Raw genomic sequence first — 20,038 nt, forward strand, 5'->3', positions numbered from 1 at the left:
CCATGCCGCCGTGCGAGCGACTGCGTCTCCTCTTTACCCGACTGGCTAAAGCGGCGGTCTGCCTTGTCTTGCTGTGGCCTCCCGGTCTTTCGTCTGAGGTCGAGGCGGAGGACGGGCTCTTTTCGGAGGACGCCCTTCTCGACGCGCAGCTGGATCTGATAAAGGCGCGTCACGGAGCGGATCTCTTTCTCGACTCCGACGATCTGCCCGCGCCAGCAAGCCCGGGCCTGGTGAAGTTGGGGCGGGAGCTCTTCTTCAGCAAGTCGCTCAGCGGGAACATGGACGTCGCCTGCGCGAGTTGTCATCACCCGCTTCTTGCCGGCGGGGACAAACTCAGTCTCCCAGTCGGCGAGAGCGCTTACGATCCGGACCTGTTGGGACCGGGGCGGTGGCACGACTGGAGGGCGTCGGGCGACCCGAAGGCGAATGGCGCACCCAATGTGCCCCGGCACTCGCCGACGACCTTCAACAGCGGGCTCTATCGGCATGCGATGTTCTACGATGGGCGCCTTTTTCTGCTCGACCCCGACAGGCCGGAACTGGGTCTGGCGGCGCGGCATCGAACGCCCGACAGCGTCCTGCTGCACGCGGACCCCGGTGCAGGCAGGAGCATCATGGCTTCGCAGGCACGCTTTCCCGTGGTGTCTCCGCAGGAGATGCAGGGCTTTCACTTCGGAGCCGACCGGTCTCACGAGGAAGTGCGCGATGCTCTGGTCGATCGACTGAGAGGGACCACGGGTGAATTGTCCAGGAACGCCTGGCTGACATGGTTCCGTGAGGCCTTTCAGGCACCGGACGGCACGGCCGCCGAGCTGATCACCTTCGAAAACCTGCAGGATGCGCTGGCTGCCTACCAGGATTCGCAGATCTTCGTTGACAACGATTGGACTGCATACCTGGCTGGCGACGAAAGCCGCCTCGATACGCAGGAAAGGCGGGGAGCGGCGATCTTCTTCCTGCCTCCTGAGCAGGGAGGGGTGGGCTGCGCCGTTTGCCATACGCCACCGATCTTCTCCGATGAGAAGTTTCACAATATCGCGGTGCCGCAGTTCGGTCGCGGTATCCAAGCGGACGGCCAGGATTTCGGCCGCCGTGGTGTGACCCAAAGAGACGAGGATCGTTTTCGCTTCCGGACGCCTTCCTTGTTCAACGTCGCGCGAACCATGCCCTACGGACATACCGGGGCGTTTCTTGATTTGCGCGATATGCTGGATCATCATCTGGACCCCCAGCAGTCGATCTCTCGTTTCGATTTCGATTTCAGCGATAACGGTCAGCTTCGCCATGTGAGTTCGCTCTACGCGAATGCCGAGTCCTTGACCCGTGCGGCGCTTCGCGATCTCGAGAAAAAACAGTCGCTCGGCCTGAGTGCCTTGCCGTCGGGTCTGGAGCTTTCGGACGCGGACGTCGATGCGCTCGAGCGTTTCCTGCATGCCTTGACCGACCCCTGTCTCGACAGCCACAGCTGTCTGAGTCACTTGAGTCCCGATGAAGACGAGCCAAGCCCCGACAACAACCGTCTGGTCGCGCGCTTTGCACCGCATGGGCCGCCTCCCTCTGGGCTCGCGACGGAACGTCATGCCGATGAGACGCCCCGATCCGGCCGTCACGATCCGCAAGTCGGAAGCGCGGACCCCGTAGTACGAACTGACTGTACGCACGGCCTGCCGGGCGCGAATGCCGGCGGTTTCGTCTTCGACGAGGTGGCGCTGGAGGCCGGACTCACGGCGAGGCATCAGGTTTCCTGGGAGCTCTATAGGTTCGAGACGGCGCAGCGTGTGCTCTTTACCGGCGGTGTCGCCGCCGGCGACCTGGATGGCGACTGTTGGCCGGACATCTATTATCCGACGGGGGATACCGCCGCCGATGTTCTCTACCGCAATGACGGAAGCGGTGGGTTCGAGGATATCTCGGAAGCCTGGGGTATCGTGAAGACGGACTTTTCGAACGGTGCGGCGATGGCCGACCTGGATGGCGATGGCCACCTCGACCTGATCACGACGAATATCGTGCACCCCGAAAAGCCTTCGATCCTGGGACAAGCCTCTGGAGCGGAGCGATCGCAGATCCCGACGATCTATCGCAACGAGGACGGGGAGCGGTTTTCCCTATGGCACGGCTTGGGAATCGGGGCCGATTTCACGAGCTGGTCCTTCTCGTTTGGAGACTACGACGCGGATGGCGACCTCGATGCGCTCTCCACGCATTGGCGTGGACCGGGCTTGGGCGGAGCGCAACCGAACCATCTCTGGAGGAACAACGGTGCCGACGAAGGCAAAGCCTTCACGCCGGAGGATCGTCCCGCGGGTCTGCTGGGCATGGTTGGCAAGTCGGACTTCACCTTCACCGGAACCTTCTCGGATTTCGATCTGGACGGCCGGCCCGATATTCTCATGGCGTCGGACTTCGAAAGCAGCCAAGTCTACAGAAATCTGGGGAATGGCCGCTTCGCCAACGTGACCGCGGCCAACGAGATCAGCGACGAGAACGGCATGGGCTCCGCCGTCGCCGACTACGACAACGATGGGGATCTGGACTGGTTCGTCAGTAGCATCTGGGATCCCAACGGATTCGCCGAGGGAACCTGGGGCGTCACCGGAAACCGGTTGTATCGGAACGACCGGGGTGTGTTCGTCAATGCGACAAAGGCGTCCGGCGTTACCGAAGGCTACTGGGGATGGGGTGCATGCTTCGCCGACTTCAACAACGATGCCTGGCCCGATCTGTTCCACGTGAATGGCTTCGATCTGCAGACCCAGATGGCACGCCATCTCGGACCGCCGCAGGTTTTCGTATCCTTGCGGCGCTCGATGCTGGAGTTCGAGAAAACGCCGAGCAGACTTTTCATGTCAGATCGAGAGGGTGGGTTCGTCGAGCGTTCCGCGGCGTGGGGCATTACGGATACGAAGTCGGGACGGGGCGTCGTTTGCTTCGACTATGACCGCGATGGCGACGTGGACATCCTGGTGAGCAATCACAACGACCGGCTATTGCTCTATAGGAACAACGCCCGTTCGATGCCCGACACGAATTTCATCACGGTGTCCCTGCGCGGGCGCGGCAAGAACTCCGGGGCGGTCGGGGCCAGAGTCTACGTGACGGCGAACGGCACGACTCAGCTCCAGGAAGTGAGAGCGGGTGGAAGCTTCCTCTCGTCTTCGCCGCAGGAACTGCATTTCGGCTTGGGAAGCTCCGAAACAATCGATCGGATCAAGGTGGTTTGGCCTCGACCGTATTACGAGAGCAACGTCCTGACGGATGTATCGGTCAATCAATTCGTGACCATCGAGCAGCCAACCGACAACTGAGGGCCGCCGCTCCCTTTTTTCGCGCCGTCGTTCTTGCCGTTGCCTGCAACGGCCGCGTGATGAGGGCGGCACGGGCCGGCGATAGATTTGAGCTGTTCGGAAGGGTTCTGTCGGTGACGTGCGGCGGGCCAGATGGCCCCGACATCCAAGCCGATCAAAAGGACCGAGAGTCCGGCGGCGATCAGGGCCGGTATCCGGACTGTGTGCAATGTCTACTGAAGGCTATGCGCCGCTGCTGATTTTTTGGCGGCTGAATGCCGGAAAATTATCGGCCGGCCGCCTCAGAACAGCGAACCAACGGAGTGCTTGCGATTCTAGAACGGGTCGCTGCCGTTGGCCGCCGAACTGGGACCGATAGCGCCGAGGCGACCTAACTCGAAGGGCGCGTGAAGCTATCGTGACATCGGACTTAGAATTCGGCTGGAAAGTAGCCGTTGATCTCCATACCGATGCAGATCTCCTCGATCCGTGGTGCGCTCCAGGTCATATCAATCCTCCGAATGAGTTTTCACAGTTGATCTGTCGCAAACCAACATTAGCCATAATACGATCTGTGCCCGCCGAAGCCAAGGATTAGCGTGCCTTCGATCGTCGATTTCGTGAGTCACTCCTATCCCAATTTCATTTTGCTTATTCGAGCTTGGCTTGCCTCCGACCCCTAGAGTTAGTCCGCGTCGAACAGATGTACCGAGAAGAGGTTCTCCGCATCCGTCCAGGCCTTTACGGCGCTGAAGCCGGCGTCCTTCGCAAGGGCTTGGAATTCAGGAACCGTGAACTTGTGGGAATTCTCGGTGTGAATGGTCTCCCCGGGTTCGAAATGGAACTTGTGCCCCGCGACTGTCACGGTCTGGCGGTTCCGACTGCGCAGATGCATTTCGATGCGGCCCGCCGCTTCGTTGAACAGAGCCAGATGCTCGAAGGCGTCGAGGTCCAGATCGCCGCCGAGTTCTCGTTCGATGCGGACGAGGATATTCTTGTTGAATCGACCGGTGACGCCGGCGCTGTCGTCGTAGGCCGCTTCCAGTCGCGCCTTATCCTTCTTCAGATCGACGCCGATGACGAGAGCGCCGCCGCTGCCGACCGCTTCGCGTATGCGCTCCAGCAAGAGCCGGGCTTCCAAAGGATCGAAATTGCCGATGGTCGAACCCGGAAAGAAGGCGCAACGCCGTCCCGCCTCGCCCAACCAGGCGGGGAGACGGATCGGCTTCGTGAAGTCCTTGGCGATCGTGTGAACGCGGAGGCTCGGATAGGCGGCTTCCAGGCTCTGCGCGGACTGCTCGAGCTGCTCTTCGGAGATATCGATGGCGACGAACGCGTGAGGGTCTTGCAGGCAGTCGAGCAACCGTCTGACCTTGGACATCGCGCCGGAGCCGTACTCCACCAGAACCGGCCGCAGCCCGAGCGCCTCGGCGATGGCGGGTGCGACTGTCTCCAGGATCCCGGTTTCCGTCCGCGCTGGATAGTATTCGGGCAGATCGCAGATCGCCTCGAACAGTTCGGCGCCCGTCTCGTCGTAGAACCATTTGGCCGGCAGGCTCTTCGGCGTATCCGATAGCCCCACGACCACGTCATTGAGAAACGCGAGGGTCGAGGGGTCGGCGGGCGTCTCCTGCGGTTCCTCGGTCTCCGTCAGCGGGGGAAGCTCCACGCTGCGCTGTGCGCAGTCGTCGGCTAGGCGGATGCCGGTGAACTGCCAACGATCGGCTGGATAGAAGAAGTTGCGGTAGGTCGGCCGCACATGTCCCTCCGGCGTGACGCAAGAGCCGCCACGCAGGACCATCTGGCCCGACATGAACTTGCCGTTGTATTCGCCGACCGCGCCCTCGGCGGCTTTGAAGCTGGGATAGGGACGGTAGGCGTTGGCGGTCCACTCCCAAACGTCGCCATAGATCTGCCGGAGTCCGTCCCCACGAGCCGGGACAGGATGGTATTCGCGAGACCCTGCGAAGTTGCCGGCTGGTGTCAGCGGTGTGGCGACGACCTCCCATTCCGCCTCGGTCGGAAGGCGTTTTCCGGCCCAGGAGGCGTAGGCGTCGGCCTCGAAAAAACTGACATGACAGACCGGCGCGTCGGGGTCGAGGGGGCGTAGACCGGCGAGCGTGAAGATTCGCCAGTCGTCGGTCTCGGTGCGACTCCAGTAGAGGGGAGCCTGCCAGCCATGCGCCTTGCAGGCCGCCCAACCATCGGCGAGCCACAGCTCCGGACGTGTGTAGCCGCCGTCTTGCATGAAGGCCAGGAACTCGCCGTTGGTGACCGGCCGGCTCGCCAGCTTGAAGGGCTCCAGCCAAATTCTGTGGCGGGGACCCTCGCAATCGAAAGCGAAGTCGTCGGCGCCGTGCCCGATTTCGACCAGTCCCCCCGCGTGTTCGATCCAATCCCAGGTGCGGGTCCGGCTTGCGTCTCTTGGCCGCGGTGGCTGATAGGCGGGCTTCAGCGGATTGCACGAGAGGACATGCTTGATGTCGGTCAGCAGCAGTTCCTGATGCTGCTGTTCGTGATGGCAACCGAGTTCCAGCAGCGTCCAAGGCCCCGCATTCGTGTCGTCGTGGCCGGCCAGGACCTGCTTGAGCGCATCTTCGACATGCGCTCGGTAGGCGAGAACTTCGGAGAGGGAGGGGCGGGACAGGAGGCCACGCTTGGGGCGCTCATGGCGTGGACCGACTTGCTCGTAATAGGAGTTGAAGAGGAACCCGAACTTCGGATTGAACACTTCGTAGTCGTCGGAAAAGGCCTTGAGGATGAACTCCTCGAAGAACCAAGTCGTGTGCGCCAAGTGCCATTTGGTCGGGCTGACATCGGGCATGGACTGGATGCACTGATCCTCGGCGCTTAGCGGCTCGGAAAGGTCCAGGGTTCGCCGGCGCACCGCGCTGAACTGATCGAGGCGGCGTTCCACTTCCGGCGCGCGCGCAGTGTCCGCCTGCTCGGGAGGGTCCTGCGGGGGATAGGGACGATGGTCCATGACGTCACACTTCCGTTCAAGCATTCAAGTCAGGGGATAAGCGGATGGGGCGGAGGGGCCTGATCTATCGGAGCGATCGACTCCTCAATCGGCAGGTCTCCGTCGTAATGCACTCTCAGGCGGTAGCGTCCTGGGCAGCTACGATCCGATATCGAGGGGCGAGTTCAAATGTCCCGGCTCTTGGCCAAGCATTTGGGGGCGAGGTCTCTCGTGGCCAGGGATCTTGCCGTGGGGATTTTGTGGCCTGAGAGTCCAGGCCCAAAGCTTCGGTCCGCATGCCACCCGCCTCGCTGGTCCGTTTTTGCGGTGCCTATCGTTAAACTATCGAAAGGCTGGCTCGGTTCAATGCCTCACGGGTCGCGGACAGAAAAAAAGTCACACGGCGGCGAAAGCTCGAGGATCGTCCGGCCGGGATTTTGCGGTCGAAGCGCGCTTCGTTGTTGCCCGCTGGTCGTTTTGAACCGCGGGCGTTTTTGACCCTGCTTACAGTTGATTTATGGGTGTATGTCTCTCCATGACGACGCGCTATACGAAAGTAAAAGCATCGAATATATTCGTGCGCAGATATTTTTTATAATTCTCATGGTTGCTATCTAAGGTCGAATAGTACGTATATTAACGTGTCTCGAGGTGTTAACTTAAAATTATCCGACATTGTATTACTTCATAGCCCTACTGGGCGCCGGCTTGTACGGCGTCGATCAACCGATCGGCTCGGCTATGACCGTACCTGCACCCTTACCGCCGACAGAGATCGAGCGACTGGCAGCGCTGCGTCGCTACGCGATTCTCGATACGGCGCCAGATCCGATGCTCGACAGGATCGTTCGCTTCGCGGCGAAGCAGTTCAAAATGCCGATCGCGATGATCTCGCTGGTCGATCAGGACCGACAGTGGTTTCAATCGATTTGCGGACTGGACGCGAAGGAAACCGGGCGTGACGTGGCCTTCTGCGGCCATACAATTCTCCAGGAGGATGTCTTCGTCATTCCCGACGCGCGGCAAGATTGTCGCTTCGCCGAAAATCCTCTCGTAACGGGCGACCTGCAGATTCGCTTCTACGCCGGTGCGCCACTGATCAATCCGCAAGGACATGCGCTCGGCGCCCTGTGTCTGGTCGACACCGAGCCACGCGGCGATTTCTCCGAGGACGACAAGGCCGCTCTCCAGGATCTGGCCGTGATGGTCGTAGATCACATCGACACGCGCTACACGGCGGGTGACGTCCTGCGTGAAGTCGAAGCGCGCGCCCAGGTCGAAAACAGTCTCGCCATCGCCGAGCATCAACTCGAGTTGTTCTTCGAGTACGCACCTGTCTCCGTCGCGGTCTTCGACACCGACATGTGTTACCTGGCGGTCAGCCGCAGCTGGTGCGAAGCCTTCGAGCTCGACTCCGGATCGCTAATCGGCCGACCCCATGACGAGGTCACGTCTCATATTCCACCAGGATGGCACGAACAGTACACGCGGTGTCTGAAAGGTGAGGCGGTCGATGTCGATGAAGAAAAGTTTCCGAAACCAGGAGGCGGCTTCCAATGGGTCAGACGGCAGATGCGGCCTTGGAAGAACCGTCACGGAGAGATCGGCGGCCTGATCGTCTTCAAGGAAATCATTACGCAACGGAAAGAAATGGAGGCGACGCTTCAGCAGAATCAGAGGTTCCTGGAAGCCGTTCTGGAGAGTGTTCAGGATGGCATCGTTGCTTGTGATTCCGAAGGCCGCCTGACTTTGTTCAATGCCTCGGCCTGCCGGATCGCCGGCCTGGACATGAAACCGCTGCTGCCGGAAGACTGGGTCGACACCTATCGTCTGCTCGACGCGGATGGCGAGACGCCGCTTGCCATGGAGCAAACTCCCCTGTTCAGAGCGTTTCAAGGCGAAAACGTCGAAAATCAGGAAGTCGTCATCGCGCCGTCCGATCTTCCGCAAAGGCGTGTCGTCTGCCGGAGCGCGCCTTTGTACGACGATACAGGTGTCAAACTGGGCGCGGTTGCCTCCATGCACGATGTCACCGCGCAACGCGAGGCCGAGAGGTCATTCGAGACAGCCTTGGAAGAGGTTCGCCAACGCGAAGCTCACCTCCGGATCATTACGAATAACCTGCCCTTCCTGATCACCTATACGGACAACCACCTCAGGTACCGTTTCATCAATCGTACCGGTGCTGCATGGTACGGCTGTTCTCAGAAGGACATAGCGGGTCTTAACGCTGCCGACGTTCTGGGAGTCGATAATTTCGCGCGCTTGCGGCCCTATCTGGAACGTGCACGCTATGGCGTTAAGTCGACCTTTGAGGCGACCGTCAGTTACCCAGATGGTGTGACACGGGAGATTCAATGTCTCTACGTGCCCGACTTCGATGACGCCGGAGCCGTTCAAGGGGTGATCGCAATTGCGATCGACATAACGGAACAGAAGCGTGTCGCGACGAAGCTGATATCGGAGCAGCGGCAGTTGGCGCTGATTCTCGATAACGTGCCCGTTCGCATCTTCTACAAGGATGACAAGAACCGCATCCTACGGGTCAACGAGCCGGCCGCGCGATCGATCGGCTTGACGGTCGATGAGGTCGAGGGTGCGGATGCCTTCGACCTGTTTCCCGATATGGCGCGTAAGTATCACGAAGACGATCTGGAGGTGATTCGCTCCGGTGAGCCTAAGCTCGGCATCATCGAAGAACTTCCGCCGCAAGGCGGCCAGTGTCGCTGGATGCGGACTGACAAGGTGCCTTATACCGACGCGGATACCGGCGAACGCTTCGTCTTCGTCGCGTCTACCGACATCACGGCCGAGAAACTTGCCGAGCAAAGGCTTCGCGCGAGCGAAGAGCGTTTCCGCTCTCTCTATACCAAGACACCCGTGATGCTCCACTCCATCGATGCCGAGGGGCACCTCTTGAGCGTCAGCGACTTGTGGCTGGAAAGGTTGGGTTACAGCAAGGAAGAGGTCATCGGCCGCAAGGCACGGGAGTTCATGACTCCGGAATCCGTGCGCGATGCAGCTGAGCAGAGCATGCCGCAATTCTTCCGGGATGGCTTTTGCAAGAACGTCGAGTATCAGTTCGTCACGAAGTCCGGAGAGATCCTCGACATCCTCCTGTCGGCGGTTGCGGAATACGACGAGGCGGGGCGGCCCACGCGATCGATGGCAGCCCTGAACGATATCACCGAGCGTCGGATCGTCGAACGCCAGTTGGCGCAATCCCAGAAGATGGAGACGGTCGGGCAGTTGACTGGCGGCTTGGCGCACGACTTCAATAACCTGCTCGGCGTCGTCCTGGGTAATCTGCAGCTTCTCGAACGTTCTCTGAAAAGCGACGAGAAGGCAGCCAGGCGAATCGCCGCGGCCGTCAAGGCCGTCGACCGAGGTGCCGAGTTGAATCGGCGTCTGCTCGCATTTTCGCGGCGCCAGAAACTGGAGACCGAGGTCATCGATCCCAATCCCCTGGTCGAGGGCCTCAGTGACATGCTGACCCGCACCCTGGGCGAGTCGATCGCTCTGGACTGCCGCCTAGGTGCCCGAATTTCCTGCGTCCAAACCGATCCCAGCCAGCTCGAGTCTGCCATTCTTAATCTGGCCGTCAACGCACGAGACGCCATGCCCGACGGCGGACGTCTGACCATTGAGACCGCCAGTATCTATCTCGACGAGGACGATGCGGCCCGAGAGCATGAGGTGGAGGCCGGCGACTATGTCATGCTGTCCGTGACGGATAGCGGTTGCGGCATAGCCGCCGACAAGATCGACAAGGTTTTCGAGCCCTTCTTCACGACCAAGGATGTCGGTAAGGGAAGTGGGCTCGGTCTGAGCATGGTCTACGGTTTCATCAAGCAGACAGGGGGGCATGTCAGGGTCTACAGCGAGCTGAACCGCGGCACGACGATTCGTCTCTACCTTCCCGTTGCCGATCGCAGTCGCTGCAATTTCGCGACGTCGGAGGAATTGGAGGTGGACATCGAAGGTGGTCGCGAGACCGTGCTCGTTGTCGAAGATCAGGCCGACGTACGGGAAGTCGCGGTCGGTCTTCTCGAAGATCTCGGGTACAGCGTGCGCGAGGCCGAGGATGGACGCCAGGCGCTTGCGATTCTAAACGAAGATGAAGGGATCGATCTTCTCTTCACGGACATCGTGATGCCGGGCGGCATGGACGGGACGCAGGTGGCTAAGGCGGCACGCCGTTTACGTCCCAGTCTCCCGGTCCTCTACGCGACAGGATACGCCGAGGCGGCGGTGCTCCGCGAAGGCGAGGTGAAAGCCACCGAGAATCTCGTGACCAAGCCTTATCGCCGTGAGGATCTGGCAATCAAGATCCGACAGGCCTTTAGGGAGCAGATGGCAGGTTCGCGGGAGTCGCTGGTCCCAGCCGTTACTCTGCGGGACAGTTGAGACATGAAAGTGAGTATGAGTAGCCCCCGCTCCACCCGTCCCTGTGGTTCATCGGTCTCGGTCGACTTCGAACTGTTGTCGAAACAGCCTCTGTCCCCGGCGGCTGATCGGTTGGTTGCAGGTTGTCGGATCCTGGTTTCGAAGGCCTGGAGTGCAGCAGGCCTTCCTTCGCCCCCGGTTTCTCTCATGGAGAGAAACGTCGATTCTCTTAGTGATTGCATCAAGAAGCATTCAATCTCCGGAGACCGGTTATGACCAAAGTTCTTTTGATCGAAGACGACGATCTGGTTCGCGCAACTTTGCGCGAGATGCTGGAGGATATCGGCTGCACCGTGCTTGAGGCGGAGGATGGCAGCAAGGGGATCGCACTTCTCGCCGTGGAGGGACCGGCGCTGGTGATCACCGACATTCTGATGCCCAACAAAGAGGGGACGGAGACGATTCATGAAATCAGATCGGCGAACCCCGATCTGCCCCTGATCGCAATATCCGGAGGTGGAGTCAGCGGCGATCTGACGTTTCTCGGCTTTGCCGAGCGGCTTGGAGCCAACCGTGTTTTGCAGAAGCCGATCAATTTCCACGAGCTGGAGGCTTGCGTAAACGCATTGCTTCCGACTCTCGTGAACAGCTCGCTGTCGAGCGCCGCTGGCTAACGGTTGAGGTGAAGAAGCAGCCATGACGGACGTGCGCGCCAAGAACCGATCGATGAGACTCGAACCTAGCCAGCAGGTCAGCGGCGCGCTCAAGACTGCTTTTCGGAGATCGCCGACGATCCTTCGACGGATCAACCCGCCAATCGAGCTTCCCGAACTTCCCGTCGCAGACGCGAGTGGGAGCGGAAGCGCGAGGCTCTCCTGGAGCAAGTCCGCTCTCGACGATCGCGAGAGCCAACTGGAGGGTCAGCCGGTCGTTGGCGCCGGTCAATTGGTGGTCAGCGGATTTACCGATTTGCGTGAGAGTTTGGGTGAGCGCTACGCACACTTCGAGGCTCGCGTGCAGGAGGCGGCGGAGACGGTCTTTCGTACCCGTTTGACGGAGGGCGACCGCTATAAAGATCTAGGAAATCATCGTTTTCTGGTGATTTTTCCCGAGTCCTCAGGGCACGAAGCCCGCGCCAAGGCGGCCTTGATCGCCAAGGAGATCGAAGCCCGGATTCAGAACTACGACGAGGTTGGACCCTTCATCAGCGTCGACAGGTTTGTCATGGATGTCGAGCGGCATCTCGTCGGCCGCGGCGAGTTCGACTTCGGCGCCGTATCGGCTCTGGTCGAGAGTGCCGCCGATCGTCGTCTCGAGGCGGTGACTGCCTCTACCGCTGCCGATCTCGAAGCATCCGAGGCGATTGTTCCCTGTAAGGCGGATCAGCAGCCGGACGGTAGGGTCTCTAGGCTCGGCTCAAGCGTCCTGGAGGCCTGGAACGCCCAATTCCAATACTGGCCGGTCTGGGATGTCAGGAGTCAGGCGCTTCTTGCCTTTCTGCCAGAACGCATGTCTGGTTCGCCCGGTGTCGATCAGGAAGGTCACCAAGATCCGTCAGAGACGCTCGAGTTCGATTTCTCTTTTCTGCATGATCTCGCCTGCAATTTCGAGCGACTGGAGATCGCGAGTAAGAGATTTCCGGTCATTTGCCCGGTGCACTTTGAAACCCTCGCGTCGGGTAGAATTCGACAGGAATATCTCGCTTTCTGCGAAATCATTCCGGAGTCCTGGAGATCGTTTCTCACTTTCGAGGTGGTCTCGGCACCCTCCGACGTGACGCCGATCCGCGTACAGGCCATCGTACGCAGTCTGAAGCCTTTCGGTCGTAGTATCTACTGGCGCGCCGACCTCAGGACTCCGTATCTAGCCGATTTGGAGTACACCGGCATCGATGCCTTGGGGCAGAAGCTGGACGAGTCGCTCGATGATGAGGCGGAGATGATGACTCGCATCGATGTCTTCGCGAAGAAGATGAAGGGGTTGCGGATCGAGACATTCCTTCACGGGGTGCCGTCGCGGAGTCTTGCGACCAATGCTTTCTGCGCCAACTTCGGCTTCATTAGCGGACAGGCGATCCATGCAAAGGTGGAGTTTATCGATCACCTGCGCAGTTTCGAGCCGGGCCATCTTCTCTTTGCACGGCGTAACAGGTGAGCTGAGCGGGAGCGCTTCACACCGACGCACACTGCAGGGTCACGAGAGCTTGCTGTAACTTGAAATTTTGACTAATTTAAAAATATGAAGAATAAGGATGCCATCGAGGCTCTGGCCGCTCTGGCTCAGGAAACCCGGCTGAAGGTCTTCCGGTTGCTGGTCCAGGCCGGCCCCGAGGGCCGACCGGCCGGCGAGATCGCGCAGGCGGTTGGGGTCCCGCCCGCCACGCTGTCGTTTCATTTGCGCGAGTTGGAGCGCGCGGGATTGCTGCTCTCCCGTCGGGAAAGCCGGCAGATCTTCTACGCGACTCACTACGAGGGCATGCGCCGGCTGCTCGATTTCCTGATGCAGGACTGCTGCAACGGCCACCCCGAGATCTGCAGCCCGGAACCCTCTCTCGCGGATGCCGCCGACGCCGCGGCGGAAAGGAGGGAAGCGTCGTGACGCGTCACGCCAAGAATGTCCTGTTCCTTTGCACCGGAAACTCGGCACGCAGCATTTTGGCGGAGGCGATTCTCAATCGCACCGGATCCGGCGGTTTTGTCGGCTACAGCGCCGGCAGTCAGCCCAAGGGCGCGGTTCACCCCTATGCGATCGATCTGCTGGGCCGTCAGAACTATCCGATTTCCGGACTGACCTCGAAATCCTGGGATGTCTTCGATCGGGCTAACGGGCCCAAGATGGATTTCGTCTTCACCGTCTGCGATCGGGCAGCGGAAGAGGTCTGCCCGATTTGGCCGGGCCAGCCGATGACGGCCCACTGGGGCCTGCCCGATCCGGCGGCCGCAACCGGGTCGGAAGCCGAGAAGCGCTATGCCTTCCTTGAGACGCTGCGCATGCTGGAGCAGCGAATCGGGATTTTCGTGAATCTGCCGATGACCTCTCTCGACAAACTCAGTCTTCAACGACGCTTGGACGAGATCGGCACGGCCAACGTCGTCGCTCACAAGCAGCGCGCCTGACCTCTCGCTTCGGGGACTTCCATTATGCCGGCCGAAAGCACCACCGCCGCCGCTATGCCTGGCGGCATCGGCGCCTTCGAGAAGTGGCTGAGCGTCTGGGTCGCCCTTTGCATCGGCGCCGGCCTGCTGCTCGGCAATCTGGTGCCTGGGATCTTCGCGACCTTGGCAGGCTGGGAGGTTGCATCGGTCAACTTGCCGGTGGCCCTGCTGATCTGGGCGATGGTTTACCCCATGATGGTCAACGTCGACTTCGCCAGCTTGCGCCATGTCGGCGACCGGCCCAAGGGGCTGGCGATCACCGTCGTCGTCAACTGGCTGATCAAGCCTTTCACCATGGCCGGGCTGGGCGTGCTGTTCTTCGAGGTAGTCTTCGCCGACCTGATCGCCCCGGCCGACGCGCAGCAGTACATCGCCGGATTGATTCTGTTGGGCGCGGCGCCCTGCACGGCAATGGTCTTCGTCTGGTCTCAGCTCACTCGGGGCGATCCGACCTACACGCTCGTGCAGGTCTCGGTGAACGACGTGATCATGATCTTCGCCTTCGCACCGTTGGTTGCGCTGCTGCTTGGCGTCACGGACATCGCCGTGCCCTGGAACACGCTGCTGCTCTCGGTTGGGCTCTATGTGGTAGTGCCACTGATCGCCGGAGCGATCACCCGCCGTTGGCTGCTGACGCACGCTCGGCGCGGCGAGTCGGCCGAAGCGGCCGTTGCGCGTTTCACCGCCGCGATAAAGCCGGTTTCGGTCTTGGGTCTGCTCGCCACCGTGGTACTGCTTTTCGGCTTTCAGGGCGAGACGATCCTGACGCAGCCCCTGGTGATCGCTCTGATCGCGGTGCCGCTGCTGCTCCAATCCTACGGTATCTTTTTCCTCGCCTACGCCGCGGCCTGGGCTTGGCGCGTGCCCTTCAAGGTGGCGGCGCCCTGTGCCCTGATCGGAACGTCCAACTTCTTCGAGCTGGCGGTGGCGGTGGCCATCGGCCTGTTCGGTCTGAACTCGGGCGCCGCCTTGGCGACGGTGGTCGGGGTGTTGGTGGAGGTGCCGGTGATGCTCTCCCTGGTCGCCTTTGCGAACCGGACCCGAGGAGCCTTCCCGAGCAGCTAGATCTGGTTTGAGGCACATCAACGCGCGCCGCTGCCGGTGGCGCGACCCTTACGGCATGGATCAAATGATCGCCTCTCCGGGCCGGGCCGCCCGATCCCGTCAGTCACCGCAGGCGCTGGCTGAGAAGTACGCACGGATGGTGCCGCGCTACACCAGCTATCCAACGGCGCCGCACTTCCATGAGGGTGTCGGGGGCGAGACCTACGGCGGCTGGCTCGGCGAACTGCCGGAGGGCGTAGAGCTTTCGGTTTACGCACATATTCCCTTCTGCGACACGCTCTGCTGGTTCTGCGGCTGCAACACCAAGATCGTGCAGCGCTACGAGCCGGTTGCCGTCTACCTGCCAAAGCTGTTGCGCGAGATCGCACTGGTTTCCGAGCGCCTGCCGGCCCGGCGTGCCTGCAGTCACCTGCATTGGGGCGGTGGCTCGCCGACCCTGCTGACGGCCGAGCACATGCGCGATTTGGGGGCGGCCTTGCGAACCGCTTTCCCCCTGACCGACGATGCCGAGTTCGCGGTGGAGATCGATCCCCGCGACCTGCGCGACGATCAGGTCGCGGCGATGGCCGAGATCGGTGTGACCCGGGCCAGCCTGGGTGTGCAGGACATCGATCCCCAGGTCCAGCGCGCGATCAACCGCGTCCAGCCGCTCGACTGCACCCGCGACGCGATCGCGCGGTTGCGCACCGCCGGCGTAAGAGCTCTCAATGTCGACCTGGTTTACGGTCTGCCCTACCAGGATACCGCGCGTCTCCTGCGCAGTGTCGAGGCGATGATCGCGCTGCAGCCGGCCCGTTTCGCGCTCTTCGGCTACGCGCATGTGCCGCAGATGAAGAAACATATGCGGTTGATTCCGGAGGAGGCGCTGCCTGGCGCGTCCGAGCGCTTCGAGATGGCCGAGGCGGCGGCCGAGCGGCTTGTCGCCGCCGGATATCTGCGCATCGGTCTGGACCACTTCGCCCTGCCGGACGATGCCATGGCCCGGTGCCAGACCGAGGGGCGTCTTCGCCGAAACTTCCAGGGCTATACCGCCGACCGAGCCGAGGCTTTGATCGGCCTGGGCGCTTCGGCTATCGGCCAGCTTCCTCAGGGGTTGGTTCAGAACGCGACGCCGCTGCATGTCTACGGCGAGGCTGTGGACGCGGACGGCCTCGCGACCGCCAAGGGCGTGGCGCTCAGCGCGGAGGACAAGCGCCGCGCCGCCTTGATCGAGCGTTTGATGTGCGACTTGGTCGTGCAGCTGCCGGACGATCTGGCGAAGGCGCTGGCCCCGGAGCTGGCCGAGATGGAGGCCGACGGTCTTGTCGCCATGGCTGGCCAAGAGGTTGCGGTCACCGAGCTTGGCCGGCCTTTCGTGCGCTGCGTGGCCGCTCTGTTCGATGCCTATCTGAACCCGGCACAGGACCGCCACAGCGTCGCGGTCTAAGGCTACGCCGTTCTAAAGTGGCGGTAACTCCGCTTCAGACGCGGTCGCCGAGGCTGTCATCGATGCCGGTACCGGGCCGTTTCAGATCGTCCATGGCGGTGATCGCGGGCGTCGGCATCGACGCAAGAGCCCTGAGTTCGCCCTCGCTTTCGGCTTCGCGTAGCTGGACATCGGCCCGCATCAGCACCTCGCCGTCATTCAACTGCACCGGATACCAGATCTCGTCGCAGACCAGCGGTTGGTTGCGGGCCTGCACGACGCCGCGGAACGCAAAGGAGGCGATCTCGCCGTCGAAGAGGCCGGCCTCGCGGGCTACTTGGAACATGCGGTAGCCGCTTGGCGAGACCTGTTCCATATCGAACTCCAGCCTCTCTCCCGGTGAAAGACGAAACCCGAAGGACGCGACGATGCCGTGCGACGCCGCCAGCAGACGGCCCTGGCGGTCGCAAAGGGAACTGCTCGCCGGCGATTGTGTGACCGTATGCAGCAACAGGGCGTCGCTACTGAGGACGCTGCTCCAAATCAGACGGCGAAGACGCCTTTGGCTTGCGAGATCCGGTCTTTGCCGGCGGCTCTCCCAGCGCGACACCGTCGCCTGGGTCACGCCCAGGTCTTCCGCGAGTTCGCCCTGCAGAAGACCGGCGGACTCGCGGTGGCGTCGAATCTCGCGGGCCCAGTCGATCATGCAGAAGCCGCTCCGGTTTCCTGACTTCGATAAAGGAGAGCGGGGACGTAAGGATCGCTTTCCAGCAATTCTGCTGCAATAACGATGCTTTGGCGCGCAAATGTCAAGCAGTACACCACCTTTACGGCGTTTCGGCTTCAGCGGCCGGAAAAGCGCCGAACGTTGATTCGCGGCTTCGCTTTCTTACATCTTTGTGCAGGCGGCGCCATCAGTCGGGCTGCCGCCGCATCGGTGCTCCAGAACGCGAGGCCGACGCGGCTGTTCCAGTTTCCGAGCCCGTTGTCGCAAAAGGCGAGGGCCGGCAGGCCAGGGACCTGTAGATCGATGACCAGAGCTTCTATGTTCAACTCTCCGCTGCTCCTGGGGTTCGACCAGTTGGAGCGGACTTTGGACCGGATTGCCAAGACCAGCGGCGACGGCTATCCGCCTTACAACGTCGAAGACCTGTCGGACGAACGCCTGCGTATTACGCTGGCCGTGGCGGGTTTCGGCGAAGACGACCTTTCGATACAGATCGAGAACAATCAGCTGACGGTGCGCGGCAAGCAAAGCGATGAAGAAGAGCGTCGTTTTCTCCATCGCGGTATTGCCGCTCGCCAGTTTCAACGCAGTTTCATGCTTGCTGACGGGATTGAGGTCGAAGGCGCGACTTTGGATCGGGGGCTTCTGCACATCGACCTCAAAAGACCCCTCTGCGAACCCGCCGTGAAAACGGTGAAGATCCGGACTTTCGGCGATGCAGCGCCGAAAACGCTCGAGAGTCAGGCGCCGAAAACGGTCGAGGCGAAGGCGGCGCAGTCGAAAAGCGGGCCGACTGGAAACGACCAGTAAAGTAATTCCGGGCTAGGCTTGCGGTGTCAGAATCGAAGAACCGCAGGAACCGGCGCGGGCACGGACAACCGGTGAGGCCGAAGCAATCGGGTCACCGTACACGTGAGAAAGGTGCATCAAATGGTTCAAATCAACCTAGAGTCTGTACGCGGATTCAGCCAGCAGGACCTGCAGGCGTTCGGCGTCGACGACTTGGCTTACGTCAAGCCGGCCATAACCTCCGAAGGTCAGATCGTCTTCGTGGTGCATGCGGCCAATGGCCAGGTCATGGGCAGTCTTCCCAGCCGGGACAGCGCCTTTGCTGCGCTGCTTCAACAAGGCCTGACCCCGCTCAGCGTCCATTAAAGTTTTTCGTAGAAGGCGCTCGGCCAGCGGCGGTGCAGCCAAAGCCAATCCCCGGGCTTCTCGCGGATCCAGGCCTCCAGCCTGTCGTTGAGGGCCTGAGTCATGGCGACGGTCGCGTCAACCCGATCCAGTCCCTCCGGTACCGGGATTGGCGCGTCTATGGTCAAACGGAAGCGGACACCCTGCTGACGCTCCAACTTCGCGGGGAACAGCGGGCAGCCGGTCCGCAGCGCCAGTTGGGCCGGCCCCGCCGGTGTCATGGCCGGTAGACCGAAGAACTCGGCATCGATCCCCTCGCTCATCCGCTGATCCGCCAGGATCGCCAGCATCTTGCCGGCCTTCAGGGCCGCCACGGCCGCGCGCGCGCCCTCCCGTCCCTTCGGAACGCGCGCGCCGCCAGTGACCGAGCGCCAGGCCTCCAGCCGGTCGCGGACAAGCGGGTTGTTGGGGTGACGCACGACCGTCACGACGTCGAGACCGGCTATGCCGGCCGCCAGATGCATCACCTCCCAGTTCGCGAAGTGCGCCGAGGCGACGATCATGGCCCGGCCGGTGGCGCGGTGCGCGTCGAAGGCGGGATGCAAGTCCAGCACCACGCGTTGGCTGGCTTCGTCGACGATCTCCTTCAGGTGGGGATACTCGCCGGCCGTCCGACCGAGGTTCTCCCACATTTCCGCCAGCACGCGGTTCCGGTCGTCTGCGCTCAGGTTCGGCAGGGCCAGCTCGAGATTCGTCCGTCCCACTCGCTGGACCGGTAGCCCGGGCCCGAACCTCCGCAGCAGCCAGCCGCCGAGCGCCGAAGCCCGGTCGAGCGGAAGCGCTGCGAAGAGGGACATGATGCAGCGGAGGCCGATCACTTCGAGACGCCACCGCAGTTTCTTAGCGAAGCTGACGGGCTTAGCCATCTGCCGATGCTCCGGCCTTGCCGCGCAAGCCGCCGAATAGCTCATCCAGGAGCCCGTCGAGCGCGGTAGGCCGTGCGAAGACCAGCTCGACCGGCAGGACCTCGATTGCGGCAGAGAGCGCCTGCGGGAGGCGCAGGGCGTCCTTTTCCGTGGTGATCAGACTGGCGCCGGCCCTTTCGGCCTTGGCCACGAGAGGTGCGAGATCGCCTGATGTGTAAGGGTGATGATCGGCGAACTCGGCGGTGCCGATCAGGTCCGCTTCCAGGTCCTGCAGTGTTTCGAAGAACTTCGCCGGCCGGCCGATCCCGGCGAAGGCGATCAGGCGGCGGCCCTTGAGGCCGCCGCCGCCGTGGGCCTGCAGGCTGGCCCGCAGGACCGGCTTGCCGGCCGCGCGCCGCGCGGTATCCTGGCGGTCACGCCCGACCAGGACGAGCGCGTCGGCTCGGGCCAGGCCACGCGCGACCGGTTCGCGCAAGGGGCCGGCGGGGATCAGCCGCCCGTTGCCGAAGCCGCTGGCGCCGTCCACAACCAGAAGCGATAGGTCCTTCGCCAAGCTCGGATTCTGGAAGCCGTCGTCCATGACGATCACGTCGGCATGATCGGCTGCCGCCCTGGCGCCGGCGGCGCGGTCGCGTGCGACCCAGGTCGGCGCTGCGCGGGCCAGCAGCAGGGCTTCGTCGCCGACGGTGCCGGTGTTGTGCACGCCGGGATCGACCTGAATCGGTCCGGTGAGCCGACCGCCGTAGCCGCGCAGCAAGGCCGCCGGGCGCAGTCCTCGCGCGCGCAGTTTTGCTAGAACGGCCAGCACCGTCGGCGTCTTGCCGGCGCCGCCCGCCACGAGATTGCCGATGCAGATGACGGGCACGCCGACGCGTTTAGGGGCGGCCAGTCGCTGGCGCAGCCAACCGCCGGCAGCATAGAGGTCGCCCAGCGGCATCAGGATATCGGAAAGCAGGTTCGCTCCCTGCCAGAACGCCGGCGCGCGCATGCC

Annotated in this window: 15 protein-coding genes; 10 read left to right on the forward strand and 5 right to left on the reverse strand. The window is 62.1% G+C overall.

Features of this window, described 5'->3' with window-relative positions; all coding sequences use genetic code 11:
• Positions 1 to 2: 2 nt before the first annotated feature.
• A complete protein-coding gene (locus DBZ32_RS13845) occupies positions 3 to 3,308 on the forward strand; it encodes an FG-GAP-like repeat-containing protein (protein ID WP_119167696.1) in 3,306 nt (1,101 codons plus the stop codon).
• Positions 3,309 to 3,717: 409 nt separating this feature from the next.
• Here DBZ32_RS13845 and pqqA read toward each other — a convergent pair whose 3' ends face one another.
• Both pqqA and egtB read right to left on the reverse strand, forming a co-directional pair.
• Positions 3,718 to 3,795, reverse strand: coding sequence for a pyrroloquinoline quinone precursor peptide PqqA (gene pqqA, locus DBZ32_RS22840; RefSeq protein WP_119167827.1), 78 nt, complete (start codon positions 3,793 to 3,795; stop codon positions 3,718 to 3,720).
• Between the two features lie 177 nt (positions 3,796 to 3,972).
• Positions 3,973 to 6,270: an ergothioneine biosynthesis protein EgtB gene (egtB, locus tag DBZ32_RS22495; RefSeq protein ID WP_119167697.1), complete on the reverse strand. Its 2,298-nt coding sequence runs from the start codon at positions 6,268 to 6,270 to the stop codon at positions 3,973 to 3,975.
• 720 nt (positions 6,271 to 6,990) lie between these two features.
• Between egtB and DBZ32_RS13860 the strand changes: the two genes are divergently transcribed.
• The 7 genes from DBZ32_RS13860 (at position 6,991) to hemN (ending at position 16,281) form a co-directional block, all read left to right on the forward strand.
• Entirely contained in the window at positions 6,991 to 10,656 is a 3,666-nt protein-coding gene (locus tag DBZ32_RS13860; protein WP_119167698.1) for a PAS domain S-box protein, read from the forward strand.
• A 251-nt stretch (positions 10,657 to 10,907) separates the two neighbouring features.
• The gene (locus tag DBZ32_RS13865; RefSeq protein ID WP_119167699.1) at positions 10,908 to 11,309 is read left to right on the forward strand and encodes a response regulator; all 402 of its coding nucleotides are present in this window, start codon (positions 10,908 to 10,910) and stop codon (positions 11,307 to 11,309) included.
• A gap of 52 nt (positions 11,310 to 11,361) precedes the next feature.
• Complete coding sequence (locus DBZ32_RS13870; protein WP_162906753.1) at positions 11,362 to 12,789, forward strand: hypothetical protein; 1,428 nt, start codon at positions 11,362 to 11,364, stop codon at positions 12,787 to 12,789.
• Positions 12,790 to 12,873: 84 nt separating this feature from the next.
• Positions 12,874 to 13,233, forward strand: coding sequence for an ArsR/SmtB family transcription factor (locus tag DBZ32_RS13875; RefSeq protein ID WP_119167701.1), 360 nt, complete (start codon positions 12,874 to 12,876; stop codon positions 13,231 to 13,233).
• Positions 13,230 to 13,751 (forward strand): arsenate reductase ArsC, encoded by a 522-nt coding sequence (locus DBZ32_RS13880; RefSeq protein ID WP_119167702.1) that lies wholly within the window; start codon positions 13,230 to 13,232, stop codon positions 13,749 to 13,751. Before DBZ32_RS13875 ends, DBZ32_RS13880 begins: the two co-directional genes overlap by 4 nt.
• Before the next feature lie 24 nt (positions 13,752 to 13,775).
• Positions 13,776 to 14,855, forward strand: a complete 1,080-nt coding sequence (gene arsB / locus DBZ32_RS13885; protein WP_119167703.1) for an ACR3 family arsenite efflux transporter — start codon at positions 13,776 to 13,778, stop codon at positions 14,853 to 14,855.
• A gap of 55 nt (positions 14,856 to 14,910) precedes the next feature.
• Positions 14,911 to 16,281, forward strand: a complete 1,371-nt coding sequence (gene hemN / locus DBZ32_RS13890) for an oxygen-independent coproporphyrinogen III oxidase (protein WP_235830193.1) — start codon at positions 14,911 to 14,913, stop codon at positions 16,279 to 16,281.
• Between the two features lie 34 nt (positions 16,282 to 16,315).
• Here the strand turns inward: hemN and DBZ32_RS13895 are convergent, their stop codons facing one another.
• Positions 16,316 to 16,966, reverse strand: coding sequence for a helix-turn-helix domain-containing protein (locus DBZ32_RS13895; protein ID WP_119167704.1), 651 nt, complete (start codon positions 16,964 to 16,966; stop codon positions 16,316 to 16,318).
• Positions 16,967 to 17,290: 324 nt separating this feature from the next.
• On the opposite strand from DBZ32_RS13895, the gene DBZ32_RS13900 reads away from it, so the two are divergent.
• Positions 17,291 to 17,797, forward strand: coding sequence for an Hsp20 family protein (locus DBZ32_RS13900; RefSeq protein WP_119167705.1), 507 nt, complete (start codon positions 17,291 to 17,293; stop codon positions 17,795 to 17,797).
• A 120-nt stretch (positions 17,798 to 17,917) separates the two neighbouring features.
• Positions 17,918 to 18,142, forward strand: coding sequence for a DUF1150 family protein (locus DBZ32_RS13905; protein WP_119167706.1), 225 nt, complete (start codon positions 17,918 to 17,920; stop codon positions 18,140 to 18,142).
• Here DBZ32_RS13905 and DBZ32_RS13910 read toward each other — a convergent pair.
• Entirely contained in the window at positions 18,139 to 19,047 is a 909-nt protein-coding gene (locus DBZ32_RS13910) for a lysophospholipid acyltransferase family protein (protein WP_162906754.1), read from the reverse strand. The genes DBZ32_RS13905 and DBZ32_RS13910 overlap by 4 nt on opposite strands.
• Complete coding sequence (gene lpxK / locus DBZ32_RS13915) at positions 19,040 to 20,035, reverse strand: tetraacyldisaccharide 4'-kinase (protein ID WP_119167708.1); 996 nt, start codon at positions 20,033 to 20,035, stop codon at positions 19,040 to 19,042. Before lpxK ends, DBZ32_RS13910 begins: the two co-directional genes overlap by 8 nt.
• Positions 20,036 to 20,038: the final 3 nt, after the last annotated feature.

Source organism: Algihabitans albus, assembly GCF_003572205.1.
GTDB lineage: Bacteria > Pseudomonadota > Alphaproteobacteria > Kiloniellales > DSM-21159 > Algihabitans > Algihabitans albus.

Coding starts and splice junctions, on each gene's coding strand:
- DBZ32_RS13905 (WP_119167706.1), top strand. CDS start 17,918: ATGGTTCAAATCAACCTAGAGTCTGTACGCGGATTCAGCCAGCAGGAC.
- DBZ32_RS13860 (WP_119167698.1), top strand. CDS start 6,991: ATGACCGTACCTGCACCCTTACCGCCGACAGAGATCGAGCGACTGGCA.
- hemN (WP_235830193.1), top strand. CDS start 14,911: ATGGATCAAATGATCGCCTCTCCGGGCCGGGCCGCCCGATCCCGTCAG.
- DBZ32_RS13875 (WP_119167701.1), top strand. CDS start 12,874: ATGAAGAATAAGGATGCCATCGAGGCTCTGGCCGCTCTGGCTCAGGAA.
- arsB (WP_119167703.1), top strand. CDS start 13,776: ATGCCGGCCGAAAGCACCACCGCCGCCGCTATGCCTGGCGGCATCGGC.
- DBZ32_RS13895 (WP_119167704.1), bottom strand. CDS start 16,966: ATGATCGACTGGGCCCGCGAGATTCGACGCCACCGCGAGTCCGCCGGT.
- DBZ32_RS13865 (WP_119167699.1), top strand. CDS start 10,908: ATGACCAAAGTTCTTTTGATCGAAGACGACGATCTGGTTCGCGCAACT.
- DBZ32_RS13845 (WP_119167696.1), top strand. CDS start 3: ATGCCGCCGTGCGAGCGACTGCGTCTCCTCTTTACCCGACTGGCTAAA.
- DBZ32_RS13910 (WP_162906754.1), bottom strand. CDS start 19,047: ATGGCTAAGCCCGTCAGCTTCGCTAAGAAACTGCGGTGGCGTCTCGAA.
- pqqA (WP_119167827.1), bottom strand. CDS start 3,795: ATGACCTGGAGCGCACCACGGATCGAGGAGATCTGCATCGGTATGGAG.
- egtB (WP_119167697.1), bottom strand. CDS start 6,270: ATGGACCATCGTCCCTATCCCCCGCAGGACCCTCCCGAGCAGGCGGAC.
- DBZ32_RS13870 (WP_162906753.1), top strand. CDS start 11,362: ATGAGACTCGAACCTAGCCAGCAGGTCAGCGGCGCGCTCAAGACTGCT.
- lpxK (WP_119167708.1), bottom strand. CDS start 20,035: ATGCGCGCGCCGGCGTTCTGGCAGGGAGCGAACCTGCTTTCCGATATC.
- DBZ32_RS13900 (WP_119167705.1), top strand. CDS start 17,291: ATGACCAGAGCTTCTATGTTCAACTCTCCGCTGCTCCTGGGGTTCGAC.